Source organism: Macrococcus epidermidis, from assembly GCF_024205965.1.
Lineage (GTDB): Bacteria > Bacillota > Bacilli > Staphylococcales > Staphylococcaceae > Macrococcoides > Macrococcoides epidermidis.
The window spans coordinates 2,315,409-2,332,003 of sequence record NZ_CP073819.1 but is presented as its reverse complement, the minus strand read 5'-3'; the positions used below and the strand labels follow the sequence as shown (position 1 = coordinate 2,332,003).

The 16,595-nt window shown below is 36.4% G+C and carries 20 protein-coding genes; 11 read left to right on the top strand and 9 right to left on the bottom strand.

Features of this window, described 5'->3' with window-relative positions:
* Window positions 1-3: 3 nt before the first annotated feature.
* Together KFV12_RS12460 and KFV12_RS12455 are read right to left on the bottom strand one after the other, a co-directional pair.
* On the bottom strand, window positions 4-666 hold the full coding sequence (locus tag KFV12_RS12460) for a deoxynucleoside kinase (RefSeq protein ID WP_111717175.1): 663 nt from the start codon (window positions 664-666) through the stop codon (window positions 4-6).
* On the bottom strand, window positions 641-1,261 hold the full coding sequence (locus KFV12_RS12455) for a deoxynucleoside kinase (protein ID WP_111717057.1): 621 nt from the start codon (window positions 1,259-1,261) through the stop codon (window positions 641-643). The genes KFV12_RS12460 and KFV12_RS12455 overlap by 26 nt, the downstream gene beginning before the upstream one ends.
* 73 nt (window positions 1,262-1,334) lie before the next feature.
* On the opposite strand from KFV12_RS12455, the gene tadA reads away from it, so the two are divergent.
* Window positions 1,335-1,829, top strand: a complete 495-nt coding sequence (gene tadA / locus KFV12_RS12450) for a tRNA adenosine(34) deaminase TadA (RefSeq protein WP_275439883.1) — start codon at window positions 1,335-1,337, stop codon at window positions 1,827-1,829.
* Between the two features lie 54 nt (window positions 1,830-1,883).
* A complete protein-coding gene (locus KFV12_RS12445; protein WP_239243124.1) occupies window positions 1,884-2,750 on the top strand; it encodes a Cof-type HAD-IIB family hydrolase in 867 nt (288 codons plus the stop codon).
* A 171-nt stretch (window positions 2,751-2,921) separates the two neighbouring features.
* On the opposite strand, the gene KFV12_RS12440 is transcribed toward KFV12_RS12445, so the two are convergent.
* From KFV12_RS12440 to thiD, 5 genes are all read right to left on the bottom strand, one after another.
* Window positions 2,922-3,476, bottom strand: coding sequence for a sugar O-acetyltransferase (locus KFV12_RS12440; RefSeq protein ID WP_239243123.1), 555 nt, complete (start codon window positions 3,474-3,476; stop codon window positions 2,922-2,924).
* A 9-nt stretch (window positions 3,477-3,485) separates the two neighbouring features.
* Window positions 3,486-4,364, bottom strand: coding sequence for a GTP cyclohydrolase FolE2 (gene folE2, locus KFV12_RS12435; RefSeq protein ID WP_111717062.1), 879 nt, complete (start codon window positions 4,362-4,364; stop codon window positions 3,486-3,488).
* A gap of 13 nt (window positions 4,365-4,377) precedes the next feature.
* Window positions 4,378-5,046 carry a bacillithiol biosynthesis deacetylase BshB2 gene (gene bshB2 / locus KFV12_RS12430; protein ID WP_254256905.1) on the bottom strand — a complete coding sequence of 223 codons (669 nt, stop codon included), beginning with the start codon at window positions 5,044-5,046 and terminating at the stop codon, window positions 4,378-4,380.
* Window positions 5,047-5,053: 7 nt separating this feature from the next.
* Window positions 5,054-5,410, bottom strand: coding sequence for a YojF family protein (locus tag KFV12_RS12425; RefSeq protein WP_111717064.1), 357 nt, complete (start codon window positions 5,408-5,410; stop codon window positions 5,054-5,056).
* 124 nt (window positions 5,411-5,534) lie between these two features.
* Window positions 5,535-6,365 carry a bifunctional hydroxymethylpyrimidine kinase/phosphomethylpyrimidine kinase gene (gene thiD, locus KFV12_RS12420; protein WP_111717065.1) on the bottom strand — a complete coding sequence of 277 codons (831 nt, stop codon included), beginning with the start codon at window positions 6,363-6,365 and terminating at the stop codon, window positions 5,535-5,537.
* A gap of 107 nt (window positions 6,366-6,472) precedes the next feature.
* Here thiD and KFV12_RS12415 point away from each other — a divergent pair, with 107 nt between their 5' ends.
* The 3 genes from KFV12_RS12415 to KFV12_RS12405 are packed head-to-tail and all read left to right on the top strand — an operon-like array spanning window position 6,473 to window position 7,818.
* Window positions 6,473-7,132, top strand: a complete 660-nt coding sequence (locus KFV12_RS12415; RefSeq protein WP_254256904.1) for a uracil-DNA glycosylase — start codon at window positions 6,473-6,475, stop codon at window positions 7,130-7,132.
* Window positions 7,129-7,437 (top strand): DUF5327 family protein, encoded by a 309-nt coding sequence (locus tag KFV12_RS12410; protein WP_111717069.1) that lies wholly within the window; start codon window positions 7,129-7,131, stop codon window positions 7,435-7,437. The genes KFV12_RS12415 and KFV12_RS12410 overlap by 4 nt, the downstream gene beginning before the upstream one ends.
* A 15-nt stretch (window positions 7,438-7,452) precedes the next feature.
* The gene (locus KFV12_RS12405) at window positions 7,453-7,818 is read left to right on the top strand and encodes a DUF423 domain-containing protein (protein ID WP_199798234.1); all 366 of its coding nucleotides are present in this window, start codon (window positions 7,453-7,455) and stop codon (window positions 7,816-7,818) included.
* A gap of 238 nt (window positions 7,819-8,056) precedes the next feature.
* Here the strand turns inward: KFV12_RS12405 and KFV12_RS12400 are convergent, their stop codons facing one another.
* Window positions 8,057-9,406 (bottom strand): APC family permease, encoded by a 1,350-nt coding sequence (locus tag KFV12_RS12400; protein ID WP_254256903.1) that lies wholly within the window; start codon window positions 9,404-9,406, stop codon window positions 8,057-8,059.
* 198 nt (window positions 9,407-9,604) lie between these two features.
* On the opposite strand from KFV12_RS12400, the gene KFV12_RS12395 reads away from it, so the two are divergent.
* The 5 genes from KFV12_RS12395 to KFV12_RS12375 all read left to right on the top strand — a co-directional run bounded on the left by KFV12_RS12395 (window position 9,605) and on the right by KFV12_RS12375 (window position 14,177).
* Window positions 9,605-10,558: an ABC transporter permease gene (locus KFV12_RS12395; protein ID WP_111717075.1), complete on the top strand. Its 954-nt coding sequence runs from the start codon at window positions 9,605-9,607 to the stop codon at window positions 10,556-10,558.
* Window positions 10,551-11,504 (top strand): iron chelate uptake ABC transporter family permease subunit, encoded by a 954-nt coding sequence (locus KFV12_RS12390; RefSeq protein ID WP_254256902.1) that lies wholly within the window; start codon window positions 10,551-10,553, stop codon window positions 11,502-11,504. Before KFV12_RS12395 ends, KFV12_RS12390 begins: the two co-directional genes overlap by 8 nt.
* On the top strand, window positions 11,497-12,303 hold the full coding sequence (locus tag KFV12_RS12385; RefSeq protein WP_240839246.1) for an iron ABC transporter ATP-binding protein: 807 nt from the start codon (window positions 11,497-11,499) through the stop codon (window positions 12,301-12,303). The genes KFV12_RS12390 and KFV12_RS12385 overlap by 8 nt, the downstream gene beginning before the upstream one ends.
* Window positions 12,304-12,398: 95 nt before the next feature.
* Window positions 12,399-13,436 carry a ferrated catecholamine ABC transporter substrate-binding lipoprotein SstD gene (locus KFV12_RS12380; RefSeq protein ID WP_254256901.1) on the top strand — a complete coding sequence of 346 codons (1,038 nt, stop codon included), beginning with the start codon at window positions 12,399-12,401 and terminating at the stop codon, window positions 13,434-13,436.
* A 210-nt stretch (window positions 13,437-13,646) separates the two neighbouring features.
* Window positions 13,647-14,177, top strand: coding sequence for a hypothetical protein (locus tag KFV12_RS12375; protein WP_254256900.1), 531 nt, complete (start codon window positions 13,647-13,649; stop codon window positions 14,175-14,177).
* 526 nt (window positions 14,178-14,703) lie between these two features.
* Here KFV12_RS12375 and hemQ read toward each other — a convergent pair.
* Entirely contained in the window at window positions 14,704-15,453 is a 750-nt protein-coding gene (gene hemQ, locus KFV12_RS12370) for a hydrogen peroxide-dependent heme synthase (RefSeq protein WP_254256899.1), read from the bottom strand.
* A gap of 152 nt (window positions 15,454-15,605) precedes the next feature.
* Between hemQ and pta the strand changes: the two genes are divergently transcribed.
* Window positions 15,606-16,595 carry a phosphate acetyltransferase gene (gene pta, locus KFV12_RS12365; RefSeq protein WP_239243112.1) on the top strand — a complete coding sequence of 330 codons (990 nt, stop codon included), beginning with the start codon at window positions 15,606-15,608 and terminating at the stop codon, window positions 16,593-16,595.

Sequence of the window (16,595 nt, the reverse complement as noted above, 5' to 3'; positions counted from 1 at the left end):
TATTTATCTTTGATGCATAGCTCTATGCGTTTCAATGACTTTTGCGATTTTCTGAATAACAGGATCCAGTGAATCGATATCGTCATACACATCATATTCATTAATATTGACACGTACGACTGGACAGGCGTTGAAACCATCAATCCACTTTTCATAACGCGCAAATAAGGCACGCCAGTAAGCTTCATCAGTTTCAATTTCCATTTGACGTCCACGCTCGGCGATACGATTAATCACAGATTCATAGTCACACTCTAAATAGATTAAACAGTCAGGTTTAGGGAAGTATGGCGTCATCACCATGGCTTCATATAATTCATAATACGTTTTGAAGTCTTCTGCTGTCATCGTACCGCCTTCTTCATGCATTTTAGCGAAGATATCAACGTCTTCGTAAATAGAACGGTCCTGAATAAATCCACCACCATACTCAAACATACGTTTCTGTTCTTTGAAACGTTCAGCTAAAAAGTAAATTTGCAGATGGAAGCTCCAACGATCAAAGTCAGCATAGAATTTTTCAAGATAAGGATTATTATCAACTTTTTCAAAAGACGTTTTAAAGTTTAATTTTTCAGCTAAAGCTCTTGTTAAAGAAGACTTACCGACACCTACTGTGCCAGCAATAGTAATAATTGCATCATTTGGTATTTGGTACATTGTGATCTCCAATTCTCGCGGTAATGCGTTGTAATATTTGTTCGAAATCTTGTGGATTATTTACAAAGTCAAGATGTGTCGTATCGATGAGTAAGGTTGTATCACTATCTTTCATAGATTCGTATACATTTTTATAATCTTCGGTTAACTTAATTAAATAATTATCTTCAATAATCTGTTCGAAGTCTCGTGCACGTTTGGCGATACGTGTCTTTAAAGTATCAAGTTCTGCAGTCAAGAATATCGTTGCATCAGGCTCTCTAATATCTTCAGTTAGAATATCATAGATACGGATGAATTTATCATATTCATTATCGTTTAAAGTATTCTTTGCAAACACTTTATTCTTTAGAATGTGATAATCGCTGACTACAGCTGTATCTTTACTTAACTCACTTAACTCTTTGTAACGATGGCATAAGAAAAACATCTCGGTCTGAAAGCTCCACTTTTCAATGTCAGCATAAAAGTCTGAAAGAAAAGGATTCTCTTCTACGATTTCGTACATCGCAGGAACACCTAGATGTTTAGAAAGTAAAGTAGTTAATGAACTTTTACCGACACCGATAGGGCCTTCAATTGCAATATATAAAGGTGTCATAATAATCTCCTCTAATGTAGAATAAAATAGTATATAGTATTGTAACACAAAAATTATGAAGGTGGACGATAATTTGAATCATGAAGTTTATATGAAACTTGCAATTGAAGAAGCGCATAAAGCTTTAGCGATTGATGAAGTACCGATTGGTGCTGTAGTAGTCCATCACGGTGAAATTATCGGTAGAGGGTTTAATACACGGGAGTCTGAACAAAATCCCATTCATCATGCGGAGATGAAAGCAATTCAGGCAGCAAGTGAACATTTAGGGTCGTGGCGCTTAGAGGAGTGTACTTTGTATGTGACACTCGAACCATGTGTGATGTGCAGTGGTGCTATCGTGATGAGTCGCATACCAATTGTTGTTTACGGCGCACATGATGAAAAGGGTGGGTGCAGTGGCAGTCTGATGAACTTACTCAATCAACCGCAATTTAATCATCGTGCAACTGTGATTAGCGGGATATGTCATGATGAATGTAGTAACTTACTGAAAGATTTTTTTAGAAGCTTAAGACAGAAAAAGTTACTCGAAAAACAAAACATACTCAATAGTGGGTTATTTTAGATATCCCTTAAAAAATTTGGTAAACTGAATGTATTCAAATGAGGAGATGAGCCCATGATTAAATTAATTGCAACCGATATGGATGGAACATTATTAAACAGCGCACATGAAGTATCTGAAGAAAATATTAAGGCGATTGAATATGCACAATCAAAAGGTGTGACAGTTGTTATTGCAACAGGGCGTGCATTCTATGAAGCGAATACACCTATTAAACCGACCGGATTAAAAGTCCCATTCATTTGCTTGAATGGTGCGGAAGTGCGTGATGAGGAATTCAATATTAGACATACTTCGAAATTAAGCGATCAGCAGATTAAAGATGTTACTTCGATATTAGATAAATATAGTTTGTATTATCAGGTATACACAAGTGCACGCATTTATACGGAAGATAAAGAGAAAGACTTACAAATTTATCTGGATATTGCAGAAAAGATGGGACACACACCTGATGTGGAAAAAATACGCAACGCTATCCAGAAACGAATTGATAATGGATCACTAAAAGAAGTATCAAATTATCAGGAAGTATATGAACGTGATGGTGAGATTGTGATGAAATTCTTAGCCTTCTCTAGTGATTTAGACAAAATTGATACAGCTAAAGCGGAACTTGCCCAGTTTAAACATTTAGCAGTATCTGCGTCATCTCGTGGTAACATTGAAATCACACATAATGATGCACAAAAAGGGATTGCATTAGAGGCGCTATGTGAACAGCTAAATATCACGATGGACCAAGTGATGGCGATTGGTGATAATTTAAATGATATTTCGATGATTGAGAAAGCGAAGTATTCCTTTGCAATGGAAAACGGTACAGATGAAGTAAAAGCAGTAGCGCGTTACATGGCAGGATCTAATGAAGACAGCGGTGTCGGACGTGCAATTATGCAAGTGATGAATGGAGAAGTTTAGATTTCACAGAGCCAAACAAGTCCGATATAAGTGATATATCGGACTAAACAATTTGTAATCTGGTGCGACGTGTCCAATAACGTAGCAATATTGGACACATCTCAACAACTAATACGATACACATCCAATTAAAAAGCGATGATACCCACAAGTATCATCGCTTTCATCATATTATTCTATTACTTGTATAACGCGGGCTGGTACACCTGCGACTACAACATTATCTGGTACGTCTTTGGTTACGACAGATCCACTGGCAATCACTACGTTATTGCCGATTGTCACACCTGGATTGATCACACTACGTCCACCAATCCAGCAATTATCTCCAATCACAACAGGCTTAGCATACTCTAAACCGCTATTGCGCTGGGTAGGGTCAATCGGATGAGTTGCTGTGTAGATATGCACGCCAGGTGCTATCATACAATTATCACCAATAGTAACTGGTGCTACATCTAAAATCGTTAAATCATGATTAGCATAAAAGTTTTCACCCACGTGAATATTATAACCATAGTCACATCTGAAGTCAGTTTCAATCATTACATTCTCTTTTGACGAACCAAGAATTGCTTTTATACGTTTTTCACGTTCTTCCGCTAAATTCTCAGGCGTGTTATTATACGCACGTACAGTCAATTTAGCGTTCAAACGATCGTTCTTTAATTCTAAATCACTCGGGTCATACATTAATCCGGCAATCATTTTTTCTTTTTCAGACATAGCAATCACCTATTTCTTATAAGTTAGTCGAGCGAATGCATCGTGCTGATGAATGGATTCTTCATTACGACATTCAATTGTGAAACCTTCAATGAAATCTAATTCTACTAAATCAGCTGCGATTAATCGTAATAAGTCTTCAACGAAACGAGGGTTTTCATACGCACGTTCAGTTACTGATTTCTCATCTGTACGTTTTAATATAGGATATAACATTGAACTTGCATTGACTTCCATCGCTTCTAAGATGCGTTCTTTAAAATCTTCAGGTAATTCACCTTCTGGCGCGAAGTCGGCTTTCACTGTCACAATTCCACGTTGGTTATGCGCAGAGTATTCACTGATTTCTTTAGAACATGGACAAAGTGTTGTTACCATTGCTGTTAATGTTAATGATTTATTGACTGTCGTCTCATCTTCAACTGTCATAGAAAAACGCGTATCTGCATGTCCGATTGCACGTAAATTCGTTACCGGACTGAAACGGTCAAAGAACCATTTCGCATCTACATCAACGGTCGCATCTTTTTGATGCATTACTGTTTGTAAAGTTACTAACACTGCTTTTAATGTTTCAAAATCAAGTGATAAACCATTTTCATAATGGGCTTCAACTGATTCTAAAATACGACTCATGTTAATGCCTTTTTCATCTTTAGCTAAATGTGTAGATAAGCTAAATGTTCCTGCTGTTTGATATCCATCCAGACGGACTGGATATGTTAAATTTTTAATACCTACATGATCGATTTCGAATAAAAAATCTTTTTTTGAACTTTGCAGGTCAGTCATCTTTTCTTTCTCAGTAGGTTTAGTCCCCTTGATTGGATCTACTGAACCGAAATGTTTCCAGCGACCTTCACGTGTATTTAAATTATATTGATCCATCTCATTCTCCTAATTAAACTTCGTATTCGTAGAAGCGTTCTTTTCGAAGCCACATATCTTTTGCCGCTTCTGCTTCTTGTGTATTGGCTGCTAAATTTTCTAGCATTGGTCCTGTTTGTGATGCATGGGCACCTAATACATTCATCTTTCTTTCTTCATATCCCGAAATATCATATTCAACATTGGGTTCGCCAATATTCTCAACGGTATCATTACTAAAAGCGACTAAATGTAGTTTAGGTTTCTCACCGTCCATACGACTGACTGCTTCAACGACTGCATCCGCTGTTGCTTCGTGATCCGGATGCACTGAGTAACCTGGATAGAACGAAATAATTTTTGAAGGATTTAATTCATTAATTAATCCTGTAACCATATCCGCTAAGTCATCTAGTAATTCAAATTCTAACGTTTTATCACGGTAACCCATTTTACGTAAGTCGGTAATCCCCATTACGCGACATGCATCTTCTAATTCTTTCTCACGAATCTTAGGTAATGTTTCGCGTGTTGCAAATGGTGGATTTCCTAAGTTTCTTCCCATCTGTCCTAATGTGAGACATGCGTAAGTGACAGGCGTACCTGCATCGATATGTTTCATAATCGTACCTGATACACCGAATGCTTCATCATCCGGATGAGGGAAGATTACGAGTACTTGTCTTTCTTGTTCCATCATCATTTCCCCCTTAAACTTCAAATGGTGTTTCGCTTATTTCAAGAGCTGCTGCAAGCTGTCCTTGATAGTTTAATCCTGCCATTAAGAAACGACCTTGCTTGTCAATTTCGAAGTGTGTTAAACCTTGCACATAGATCCATCCGCCATTTAATTTTAAACCGACACGGAAAGGTTCTTTTCCGCCGCCAGTAATAATCCCTTGTATATATGATACTTGAATATTACGTAAGAATGTACCCGCATTGAACACTTTTTCGTCAAAGTGACTTGCATAAGCCCCATTCGTTGTTTCTACATGTAAATAGACAGGCTTCTCTTGAAATTGATTCAATAGCTCCTGTACTTGTTGTTTTTCGATTAATTCCATCTTCATTGCTCCTCAAAGTTTATACTAGACTATTTTACTAAATAAATTGTAAAAATTATACCTTTTGAGCTTGCATAAGAAAAAAAGACATAAAAAAGCTGAGACAAACGTCTCAGCATTATAATTAAACTTCTTTAGTCGTTACTTCAATCTTCTCAACGTTATTGTAAGCACCGTGCTGTACTGGACCAACAAATTCGTTCATTTTCCAGCCGTGTTTAATTGCTGATGCTACAAATCCTTTAGCAGCGATAACAGCTTCACGTGGAGATTTACCTAATGCTAAGTTTGCTGTCGTAGCAGCTGCAAATGTACAACCTGCACCATGGTTATATGATGATTGGAATTTATCTGTTGTCAGTAATGTATAAGTTTCCCCATCATAGTATAGGTCTAACGCTTCATCAGATTCTAAAGCTTTGCCACCTTTGATGATAACGTGTTTTGCACCACGCTCATGAATAATCTTTGCTGCTTCTTTCATCTGCTCGATTGTAGTTAGTTTACCTAAACCAGATAATTGACCTGCTTCAAATAAGTTCGGTGTCACAACAGTAGCAAGTGGTAATAAGTATTTAATCATTGCATCAGTATTGCCTGGGTTAAGTACTTCATCTTCCCCTTTACATACCATAACAGGGTCTACAACGAAAAACGCTGCATCAGAATCTTCGAAAGCTTTGGCTGCACGTTCAATAATTTCTTCAGTACCTAACATACCTGTTTTAATGGCATCTGGTCCGATAGATAATGCTGTTTTAATTTGTTTATCTAATAACTCGATTGGAAGTGGTGTAACGTCATGTCCCCATGTTTCTGGATCCATTGCTACAACAGCAGTTAATGCTACCATCCCGTAAGTGTTATATTCCTGGAAAGTTTTTAAGTCAGCCTGCATACCAGCTCCGGCACTTGTATCAGATCCTGCAATTGTTAAAATCTTTTTTAAGCTCATATTTCATTTCCCCTATAAAGTTATTTGTTATAATATCATATCATTAATGAGGATTTTAAAAAATAAATAAACACTAAGTTATGTTACAATTTCAATGAGGTGAAGTTATGGATTGGCAAAAGATATTTCATGAAATTAAATTAACACATGATTTTTCAGATATGGATGCATTTTTAGAAGAAGCTTATAATACGAAAACAGTTTATCCGCCTCGTGAAGCGATTTATAATGCATTCGCTTTAACGCCTTTTGAAAATGTTAAAGTAGTTGTTATCGGACAAGATCCGTATCATGGTCCGAATCAAGCGCATGGCTTAGCGTTCTCAGTGCAAAATGGTACTAAATTACCACCATCGCTACGTAATATGTATAAAGAACTTGAAAGCGACTTAGGTATCACGCGTGTAACAGGTGATCTTACCGGATGGGCTAAAGAAGGTGTACTACTTTTGAACAGAGTGCTTACTGTCGAACAAAAGACGCCGAATGCACATCAAGGTATTGGGTGGGAATATTTTACACAGGCGATTGTTGAAGCGGTATCTCATCATAAAGAACATGCTGTCTTTGTCCTATGGGGCAGTCCAGCGCAAAAACTGACGCAGTTTATTGATACAGATAAACATACAATTATTAAAAGTGTCCATCCTAGTCCACTCAGTGCATATCGTGGATTCTTCGGTTCAAAACCTTTCAGTAAAATAAACCAAGATTTAGAAATGCACGGACTAACGCCAATTAACTGGGCAAGGGAGGATTTATCATGAACCAGAAATTAATTGCACAATTATCTCAGGAAATAACGCTATTGAAACAAGCGAATAGTGATGCAGCGTTTAATAAGCATCTTTATGCCATTGAAATGTTAGCGCGTTTCGGGCAAACTGAAGAAAGTGGTGTAGCAATGTCTGATACACCAGTACAGCTAACAAATGTCAGTAAAATTACTGGGCCTCATGCAGGTATCACAACTGAAGAGTTGAAGATGATGGGAGCTAAAGTAGTATCAAGTGACAATAAAGTAAAAACGGATGACGGTTTCGGTAACGGTGATTCAATATTTGATTTTTAAATTCAGGAGGAATAAGTGATGAAATTATTTTTAATTATCGGTGCGATTAATGCAATGATGGCAGTGGCATGTGGCGCGTTTGGTGCCCATGGTTTAGAAGGTAAGTTAAGTGAAAAATATATGGGCATCTGGGAGAAAGCAACGACATATCAAATGTATCATGCACTCGGATTAATAGCGATTGGTATATTAAATGGTACAACAAAGTTAAATTTAAATGCAGCAGGCTGGATGATGACACTTGGTATTGTTTTCTTTAGTGGCTCTTTATACATTTTAGCTTTAACACAAATTAAAATATTAGGTGCTATTACACCGATTGGTGGCGTATTGTTTATTGCAGCATGGGTTGCCCTCATGTTGGCAGCAATTAAATTATAAAAAAGCAATAAAAATAAGGCTGACGCTTTCGCGTCAGCCTTATTTTTACTTATTGTTAACGTGTTGAGCACTTGTATTTGATTGCTGTTGAGCACGTTTTTCTAATTGTCTCTTTACGATTGGAATTAGAATAGGACTTAATTTAATAATTAATCTCACTAATTTATTCATAATGATTTGCCTCATTTCTATAAGTTATATAATTCATATATATCCCGTTTAGCAGGCGTTAAACATCTTAATGTCTCTTTCTTAAAATAAAATAGAAAGGAATACCGATAATTACAAATGCCACGCCCAGCATAGAACCGACAAAGTCACTCATTAACGTACTGATGATAATGAATAATCCTCCAAGTAACGCAACGATTGGAACAATCGGATAAAGTGGCACTGAGTAATCGCGATTAACACCTTTATTGCGTTGTCTTAATAAGAATAGACCAATAAATGCTGCAAGATAGAAGATATAAATAATAAAGATACATACTTCTGATAAGTAATCTGCATTAACGATATCAGGAATAACAATTGTTAATAATAATAAAATCATACTGATAACATATACAGCAATTAATGCACCAATTGGTGATTTGAATCTAGGGCTGACATAGCTAATTGCTTTATCAAATGGTAATAGATGATCATCGGCCATCGCAAATGGAATACGTGGGAATGTCATAATTTTACCGTTTAAGCATCCGAAGATTGAAATAATTACACCGATATTCACAAATTTAGAACCGAAATCACCGAATAAGATCTTAGCTGCTTCCGCTGAAGAAGTATTACCCATGCCTACTAATTTATCAGCAGGAATAACATGGAATACAGCGATATTAATCAACACGTAAGCAAGTGTAACGACGCTTAAGCCGGCAAACATTGCTAACGGTAGATTTCTTTTAGGATTTTTCATTTCTCCAGTTAAGTTCGTTAATAGAATCCATCCATCATAGGCGAAAAGTGTCGCTAATACAGCACGACCAAAGTTAATTTCTTCTTGATTTTTAATTAAGCTGGTAACGTCTTGACCGAATATACCTTCTTTACCCCATAACAGACCGAAAATGATAATCGCGAATACAGGTATCAATTTACAGATTGTTGTAAATGTCTGCATCGCACCACCTAAACCAGTCCCCATAATATTTAAGATGACCAGGAAAGTAAATGCTGCAATACCGATCCATATACCTAAAGCAGGATCTAATTCAAAGAAGTTTGTTACTAAAATACCGAAAAATAAAGACAATGAAGCAATGATTGCAGGTCCATAAATAACAGTTTGCATCCAGCCAGTTAAAAATCCCCAGAATGGTCCGTAAATATCTCTTATGTAAGCATAAAGACCGCCTGTTTTGGGGATTTGCGCTCCGACTTCTGCAATTGTAAGTCCGGCTGCAAGCGTTAATATACCCCCGACAACCCATGCCCAGATTGCAAGATCACTTGTCCCCGCATGATTTAATACGACTGACGGTTTCACAAACACACCAGAACCGATAATTGTTCCGATAACGACAGTAATGGCGGTCCAGAAACCTATCGTTTTTTCTAGTGCCTGTTCTCCGTGTTGTTTATTCATAAGCTCACCCCTTCTTGTTTACTTATGTTCAATATATCATGAAATAAAGCGTTACCAATACAACTTTTTTAATAATAACTAATTTTTCAACGTATTTTTTTAAAATACAGGTTGAAAATAATTCTCAGTCTGTTATGATTGTAACTGAAAATGTTTCTCAATGATAATTATTATCATTTATGATTGGAGCTCTTGTTGATGAAAATGATTTATGGCCTTATTGTATTAGTGTTATTATCGATTGTTTCGATATTTGTAGGGGTAATTGATATTTCGCCGCAACATTTAATGCACTTATCAGACAATCAGAAAAATATTTTAATAAATAGTCGTTTCCCGAGAACACTATCTATTATATTAGCAGGCGTGGCATTAAGTGTTGCAGGGTTACTGATGCAGCAGCTTACACGTAATAAATTCGTCTCGCCGACAACAGCTGGTACGATGGATTTTGCGAAATTTGGTGTATTGATATCAATGATTTTTTTTGCACAAGCGCCATTATTAGTGAAACTCGGATTTAGTATTACAACTGCTATTCTCGGGACATTTATGTTTATGTGGATTGTTAATCGTATTAAGTTTAAAGATGCGATATTCATTCCGCTCGTCGGATTGATGCTTGGTAATATCGTTTCCAGTTTAGCAACATTCATGGCATTAAGATTTAATGCAGTGCAAAGCATTTCTAACTTCTTTGTCGGTGATTTTTCGATGATTACGAAAGGACGTTATGAAGTGCTGTATATCATCATTCCAATGGTTATTATTATGTATTTCTTTGCACATCACTTTACGATTGTTGGGATGGGAGAGTCATTTAGTAAGAACTTAGGAATCTCATACAACAAAATAATGAATCTCGGCGTAGTCATTGCAGCAGTGGTTTCAGCGACTGTCGTTGTAACAATCGGTGTATTACCGTTTCTGGGATTAATTGTACCGAATATCGTTGGACTTTTTGTCGGAGATCATATGAATAAAGCGTTACCGTACACTGCGCTTCTCGGTGCAATAATTGTAATGATTGCTGATATATTCAGCCGAATTATTATCTTTCCATACGAAATACCGATAGGGCTAACGCTAGGTATCTTAGGTAGTGTTGTATTTATGGTCATCCTTCTGAAAAGGAGGAAAGAATATGCCTAATACAACGAAAAAATTATCGTTACTCTTATTCGTTATGATTGCACTGATGATTGGCTTTGTAATGATCCAGCTTAATCTACAAATTTTAGATTATGTACTACCATCAAGACTGCGAAAGCTTGCTGCAATTATTTTAGTCGGTGCAGCAATTGGTGTATCGTCACTCATCTTCCAGACCATCACTGAAAACCACCTACTAACACCATCGGTCATCGGACTTGATGCGGTCTACTTATTTATCCAGACCATCATTATATTCTTCTTCGGAAAACTAGGGGATTTATTCTTCAATATATATGTGAATTTCTTTATTTCCGTTGTACTGATGATTTTGTTTACATTAGGCTTATTCAATATCGTCTTTAAGAAAAATACATCCGTGTATTTTGTATTACTGTTTGGGATTGTAATGGGAACATGCTTTTCTAGTTTATCGAGCTTTATGCATATGGTAATGAATCCGGATGATTTCTTATTATTACAGGATAAACTGTTCGCAAGCTTTAATACGGTCAATGAAAAGTTATTACTCATCAGCTGTATTATCATTGTGCTGTTACTCATTTATATTTACATGCATGCACATGAATTAGACGTATTAAGTTTAGGGAACACACACGCAACGAATCTAGGTGTAAATGTTGAAAAGTTAACGCGTAATATGCTGTTAGTGGTTGCGGTATTAGTAAGTATATCGACCGCACTCGTTGGACCCATTACATTTTTAGGTATCATTGTCTGTAATGTTACGTATCAATTTATGCAGACATTTAAACATCAATATTTAATCATTTCGGTATTAGCAGTATCAGGCATTACACTATTACTTGGACAAATGATCAATCAATACGTATTTGATGGCACAACAGAAATTACGATATTGATTAACTTTATAGGTGGCGTTTACTTCATCTATCTATTATTTAAGGAGGGTGCACATGATTAAAGTACAACATTTGCACAAAACGATTGGACAGAAAGAAATTCTAAGTGACATTTCCGTGGAAATAAAAAAAGGTGCAATCACGGCGATTATCGGACCGAATGGAGCCGGTAAAAGTACATTGTTATCAGCAATTACACGTTTAAGTGATTACGATAGTGGCGCTGTGTTGTTAAATGATGTTCCGGTTGAAGAGATGAAAAGTGATGATATCGCAATGCAACTTGCAGTATTAAAGCAAAGTAATCATACGAACTTAAAAATTACTGTTCGCGACTTAGTTAACTTCGGAAGATTTCCATACTCTAAAGGTCGTTTAACGAAAGAAGATCACGCAATTGTTGATGAAGCAATTGAATATTTAGAACTCAAACCTTTTGAAAATCGCTTCTTAGATGAATTGTCAGGGGGACAAAAACAACGCGCATATATTGCGATGACTTTAGCACAGGATACGGATTATATCTTCTTAGATGAACCATTGAATAATTTAGATATGAAACATTCTGTTCAGATGATGCAGTTACTCCGTAGATTAGTTCGCGAAAAACAAAAGACGATTGTTATTGTGATTCATGATATTAACTTTGCATCATGTTATGCAGATTACATCATTGCCTTAAAAGATGGTGTCGTATTATTAGACGGAAAAAAAGAAGATGTTATTACAACAGAAAAATTAAAAGCAGTATACGATATGGACATTCAAATTGAATGTATCTTCGGTCAGCAAATCTGTGTCTATTTTGACGATGAGCACATGACAGTTGATGAATTTATCGAAGAAGTACAGGCAGTATAATTCAATCCATTGAAAGGAGTGTTGCCGGGTAGTTTTTAATGTAGGGCTAATTTATTTACAGGGGAATAATACATAAATCAAAGGAGAATATAGGAATGAAACGTATTTTTAGTTTAGTATTAACTTTAGCTTTAATTATTGTGTTAGCAGCATGTGGTAATGACAAAGAAAGTACAAAATCAGAAGATAAGACAGCAGGAGAATCAGATAAGGCTGAAACGATTAAAATTGAAAAAAAATACAAACTAATGGGTGAAAAAGAAGACGGAAGTGACGCAAAAGACGTAACAGAAACTGTAGAAGTTCCGAAAAACCCAAAAAATATTGCAGTATTTGACTACGGAACATTGGCAACCATGCAGGAATTAGGTGTCGATGGAGAAGTTAAAGGATTACCTAAAGGTGAAGGCAATCGCAGTGTTCCGTCATTCCTTGAAAACTTTAAAGATGATAAATATACAAACTTAGGAAGTTTAAAAGAACCTAACTTTGAAAAATTAGCTGAACAACAACCAGAACTCATCTTAATTTCTGGACGCCAGGCAACACAAAAAGTAATGGAAGAAATGAAAAAAGCAGCACCAGACGCTACAATTTTATATGTTGGTACAGATGATACGAAATATATCGAAAGCGTAAAAGAAAACACTGAAAATATCGGTAAAATCTTTGATAAAGAAAAAGAAGCAACGGCTTTAATCGATGATTTAGACAAAAAGATTGAAGAAGTAAAAGCAATGACTGAAAAGTCTAAAGATAAAGGATTGTTTGTATTAGCCAATGAAGGAGAATTATCTGTATTTGGTAAAGGTGGCCGTTTCGGATTTATTCATGATGTATTAGGCGTGAAAGAAGCGGACAAAAATATTCAGGCCAAAGGACACGGACAAGTTATTAACTTTGAATATATCAACAAAACAAATCCGGATATCATCTATGCGATGGACCGTGGAGTAGCAGTTGGTGGTAAATCATCTGCGAAACAAGCATTATCTAATGATGTTATTAAAGACGTAAGTGCTGTGAAAAATGATAAAGTCGTAGAAATCGATCCTTACTTATGGTACTTCTCAGGTGGCAGCGCAGTCACTGTTAAGAAACAAATTGAAGAAGTAGAGAAAGCATATAAATAAAACTAAGTCACCTTAGAACAACATTAATTATATAGATTACCAGCAAATAACCTTACTTATGATAATTGTAAAAATATAGAAAGGCGATTATACTGATGATAAGGAAGTTTGTATGGTGAGAACATATTTACTGATAATTAGAATCATTCGCCTGCAAATGCATATGCATTGCAGGCTTTTTTGATTTTTAAAAGAGAGAAGGTTGATGATGTGAAGGACATATTTACGAAGAAATTTTTAATGATGGCACTGATGCTGATTGGAATATTTGCGATAGGAATTTCAATTCAGAATTTAATGAACCCGCAAAAGTTTCCGAAAGTAACGAAAAGTCAGATTGCCCAATTGGAGAGTAGTACATTTCCAACAGAAAAAGAAGCCCAGGAAGCTGGGGGGAAACAACTATTTGATGGCGTCAAGGAAAGTAGTATCTCATTAAGTTCTAAAGCAAATGAACCGGGCATCGGTATTTATGCGTATTATGATGGCAAGACAAAAGACTATGTCACAACGTATTATACCCTAAAGCATAAAGATGGATATCAGGTTAAGATAGGTAAAGTCAATGTGACTTATCAAAAAGGTGATAAAAAAATGTGGACAGATAAAATCGATGGTCATGTCTACAACTGTTATATCAATGATTATAGAAGATTTAGAGAAGTTGATGAAAAAGAGGAAACAGCATCGACAGTTACATTGCATAATGACGGCGCAATACATGTTGTACAGGAAAAATAAAATGATTGGTTGAGATCGAAGCAATGAAGTGAAGAAGGATAAGTGTCGTCAAAAACGATTTGAAGCCACTTCCGAGTAAGAACAACTTGGATTGTGTGAGTAAGTGTCGTCAAAAACGATTTGAAGCCACTTCCGAGTAAGAACAACTTGGATTGTGTGAGTAAGTGTCGTCAAAAGTGATTTGAAGCCACTTCCGAGCAAGAATAACAAGGATTGTGTGAGTAAGTGTCGTCAAAAACGATTTGAAGCCACTTCCGAGTAAGAACAACATGGATTGTGTGAGCAAGTGTCGTCAAAAACGATTTGAAGCCACTTCCGAGTAAGAACAACTTGGATTGTGTGAGTAAGTGTCGTCAAAAACGATTTGAAGCCACTTCCGAGCAACAACAACATGGATTATGTGAGTAAGTGTCGTCAAAAGTGATTTGAAGCCACTTCCGAGTAAGAACAACAAGGATTGTGAAGTTCAACTTCAGTCTACTCGCAAAAAAAAGACAACCCCTAAAGGTTGCCTTATAACGCTATATTAAACTGTAAATAATCCTTGTAAATCTTCTGTTTTTAAGATGTTACCAACATAGAATGAACCGAATTCACCGTAACGCGCTGATACTTCATCGAAGCGCATTTCGTATACTAACTTCTTAAATTGTAATACGTCGTCTGAGAATAAAGTAACGCCCCACTCGTAATCGTCAAATCCAACTGATCCTGTAATGAACTGTTTAACGATACCAGCGTATCCACGGCCGATCATACCGTGTGAGCGCATTAATCCTTTACGGTGATCCATATCTAACATGTACCAGTTATCTTCACCTTGACGGCGTTTATCCATTGGATAGAAACATACATACTCTGAGCGTGGTAAATCTGGATATAATCTAGCTTTAATATGTGGGTTCTCGTATGGATCTTCGTCAGAGCCTTGCGCAAGATAGTTACTTAACTCAATTACTGATACGTAAGAATATGTTGGGATTAAGTAATCACGAATTGCTAATTTATTAAATTCAGTTTCAACTGCTGTTAAATCTTTCATTTCCGGACGTAACATCCAAAGCATTAAATCAGCTTTTTGACCTGTAATGTTATAAAGCGCGTAAGAGCCTTCTTTTGCTACGTGGTTTTCTTCTAATTTATTGATAAATGCACTAAATTCTTCAACCATTTTTGTACGGTCTTCTGCTTCAACTAATTTTAAGCTTGTGAAATCAATGGCATAAAATAAGTGCAAGCTATACCAACCGTCTAATGTTTTTGCTGCTTCGTTCATTATCCATCTCTCCTCTAATTGTAATCATTATCATTCTAACATATCTCGATACATATGTATGTTCGAAGATTTTACATATTGATGACGTGTAATTTCTATAAAAAGAGTCTATAATGGTTAATGGGGATGAATCAAAATTTCAGGAGGCTATTATGGCTAAATTATTAGATGTATTAAATGAAAAACTTTCAGGTAAAAATGTGAAAATCGTTTTACCGGAAGGAACAGACGAGCGTGTATTACAAGCAGCTGTTGAATTACATAAAGGTGATAAAGTATCACCGATCGTTTTAGGGAATGTGGAAGAAGTACAAGCGCTTGCTGAAAAATTAGGTTTATCAATTGACGGAATTGAAATAATGGATCCAACAAACAACGAATTACGTGAAGAATTAATCGCGAAGTTTGTTGAGCGTCGTAAAGGTAAAGCGACAGAAGAGCAAGCGACACAAATGTTAAACGATCCGAACTATTTCGGTACGATGTTAGTTTATACAGGTCGTGCAGCAGGTCTTGTATCAGGTGCAGCACATTCTACAGCAGATACTGTACGTCCAGCTTTACAAATCATCAAGACTAAACCAGGTGTTTCTCGTACATCAGGCGTATTCTTTATGATTCGTGAAGACGAGCAGTACTTAATGGGTGATTGCGCAATCAATCCAGAACTTGATGCAACTGCTTTAGCTGAAATCGGTATCGAGTCTGCTAAGACTGCAAAAGCTTTCGGTATGGAACCTAAAGTTGCAATGTTATCTTTCTCTACGAAAGGTTCAGCGAAAACACCTGAAACTGAAAAAGTTGTAGAAGCAACACGCTTAGCACAAGAAAAATTAGCTTCAGAAGCTGATTTAGAAGGTGTAGTTATTGACGGAGAATTCCAATTTGATGCTGCTTTCGTACCATCAGTAGCAGCGAAGAAAGCACCAGAATCACCAATTCAAGGTGACGCAAATGTATTCGTATTCCCTAGCTTAGAAGCTGGTAATATCGGTTACAAAATTGCGCAACGCTTGGGTGGATTTGATGCTGTAGGTCCAATCTTACAAGGATTAAATGCACCAGTGAATGATCTATCACGTGGATGTTCAACAGAAGATGTTGTTTCATTATCAATCATCACTGCAGCACAATCTTTATAA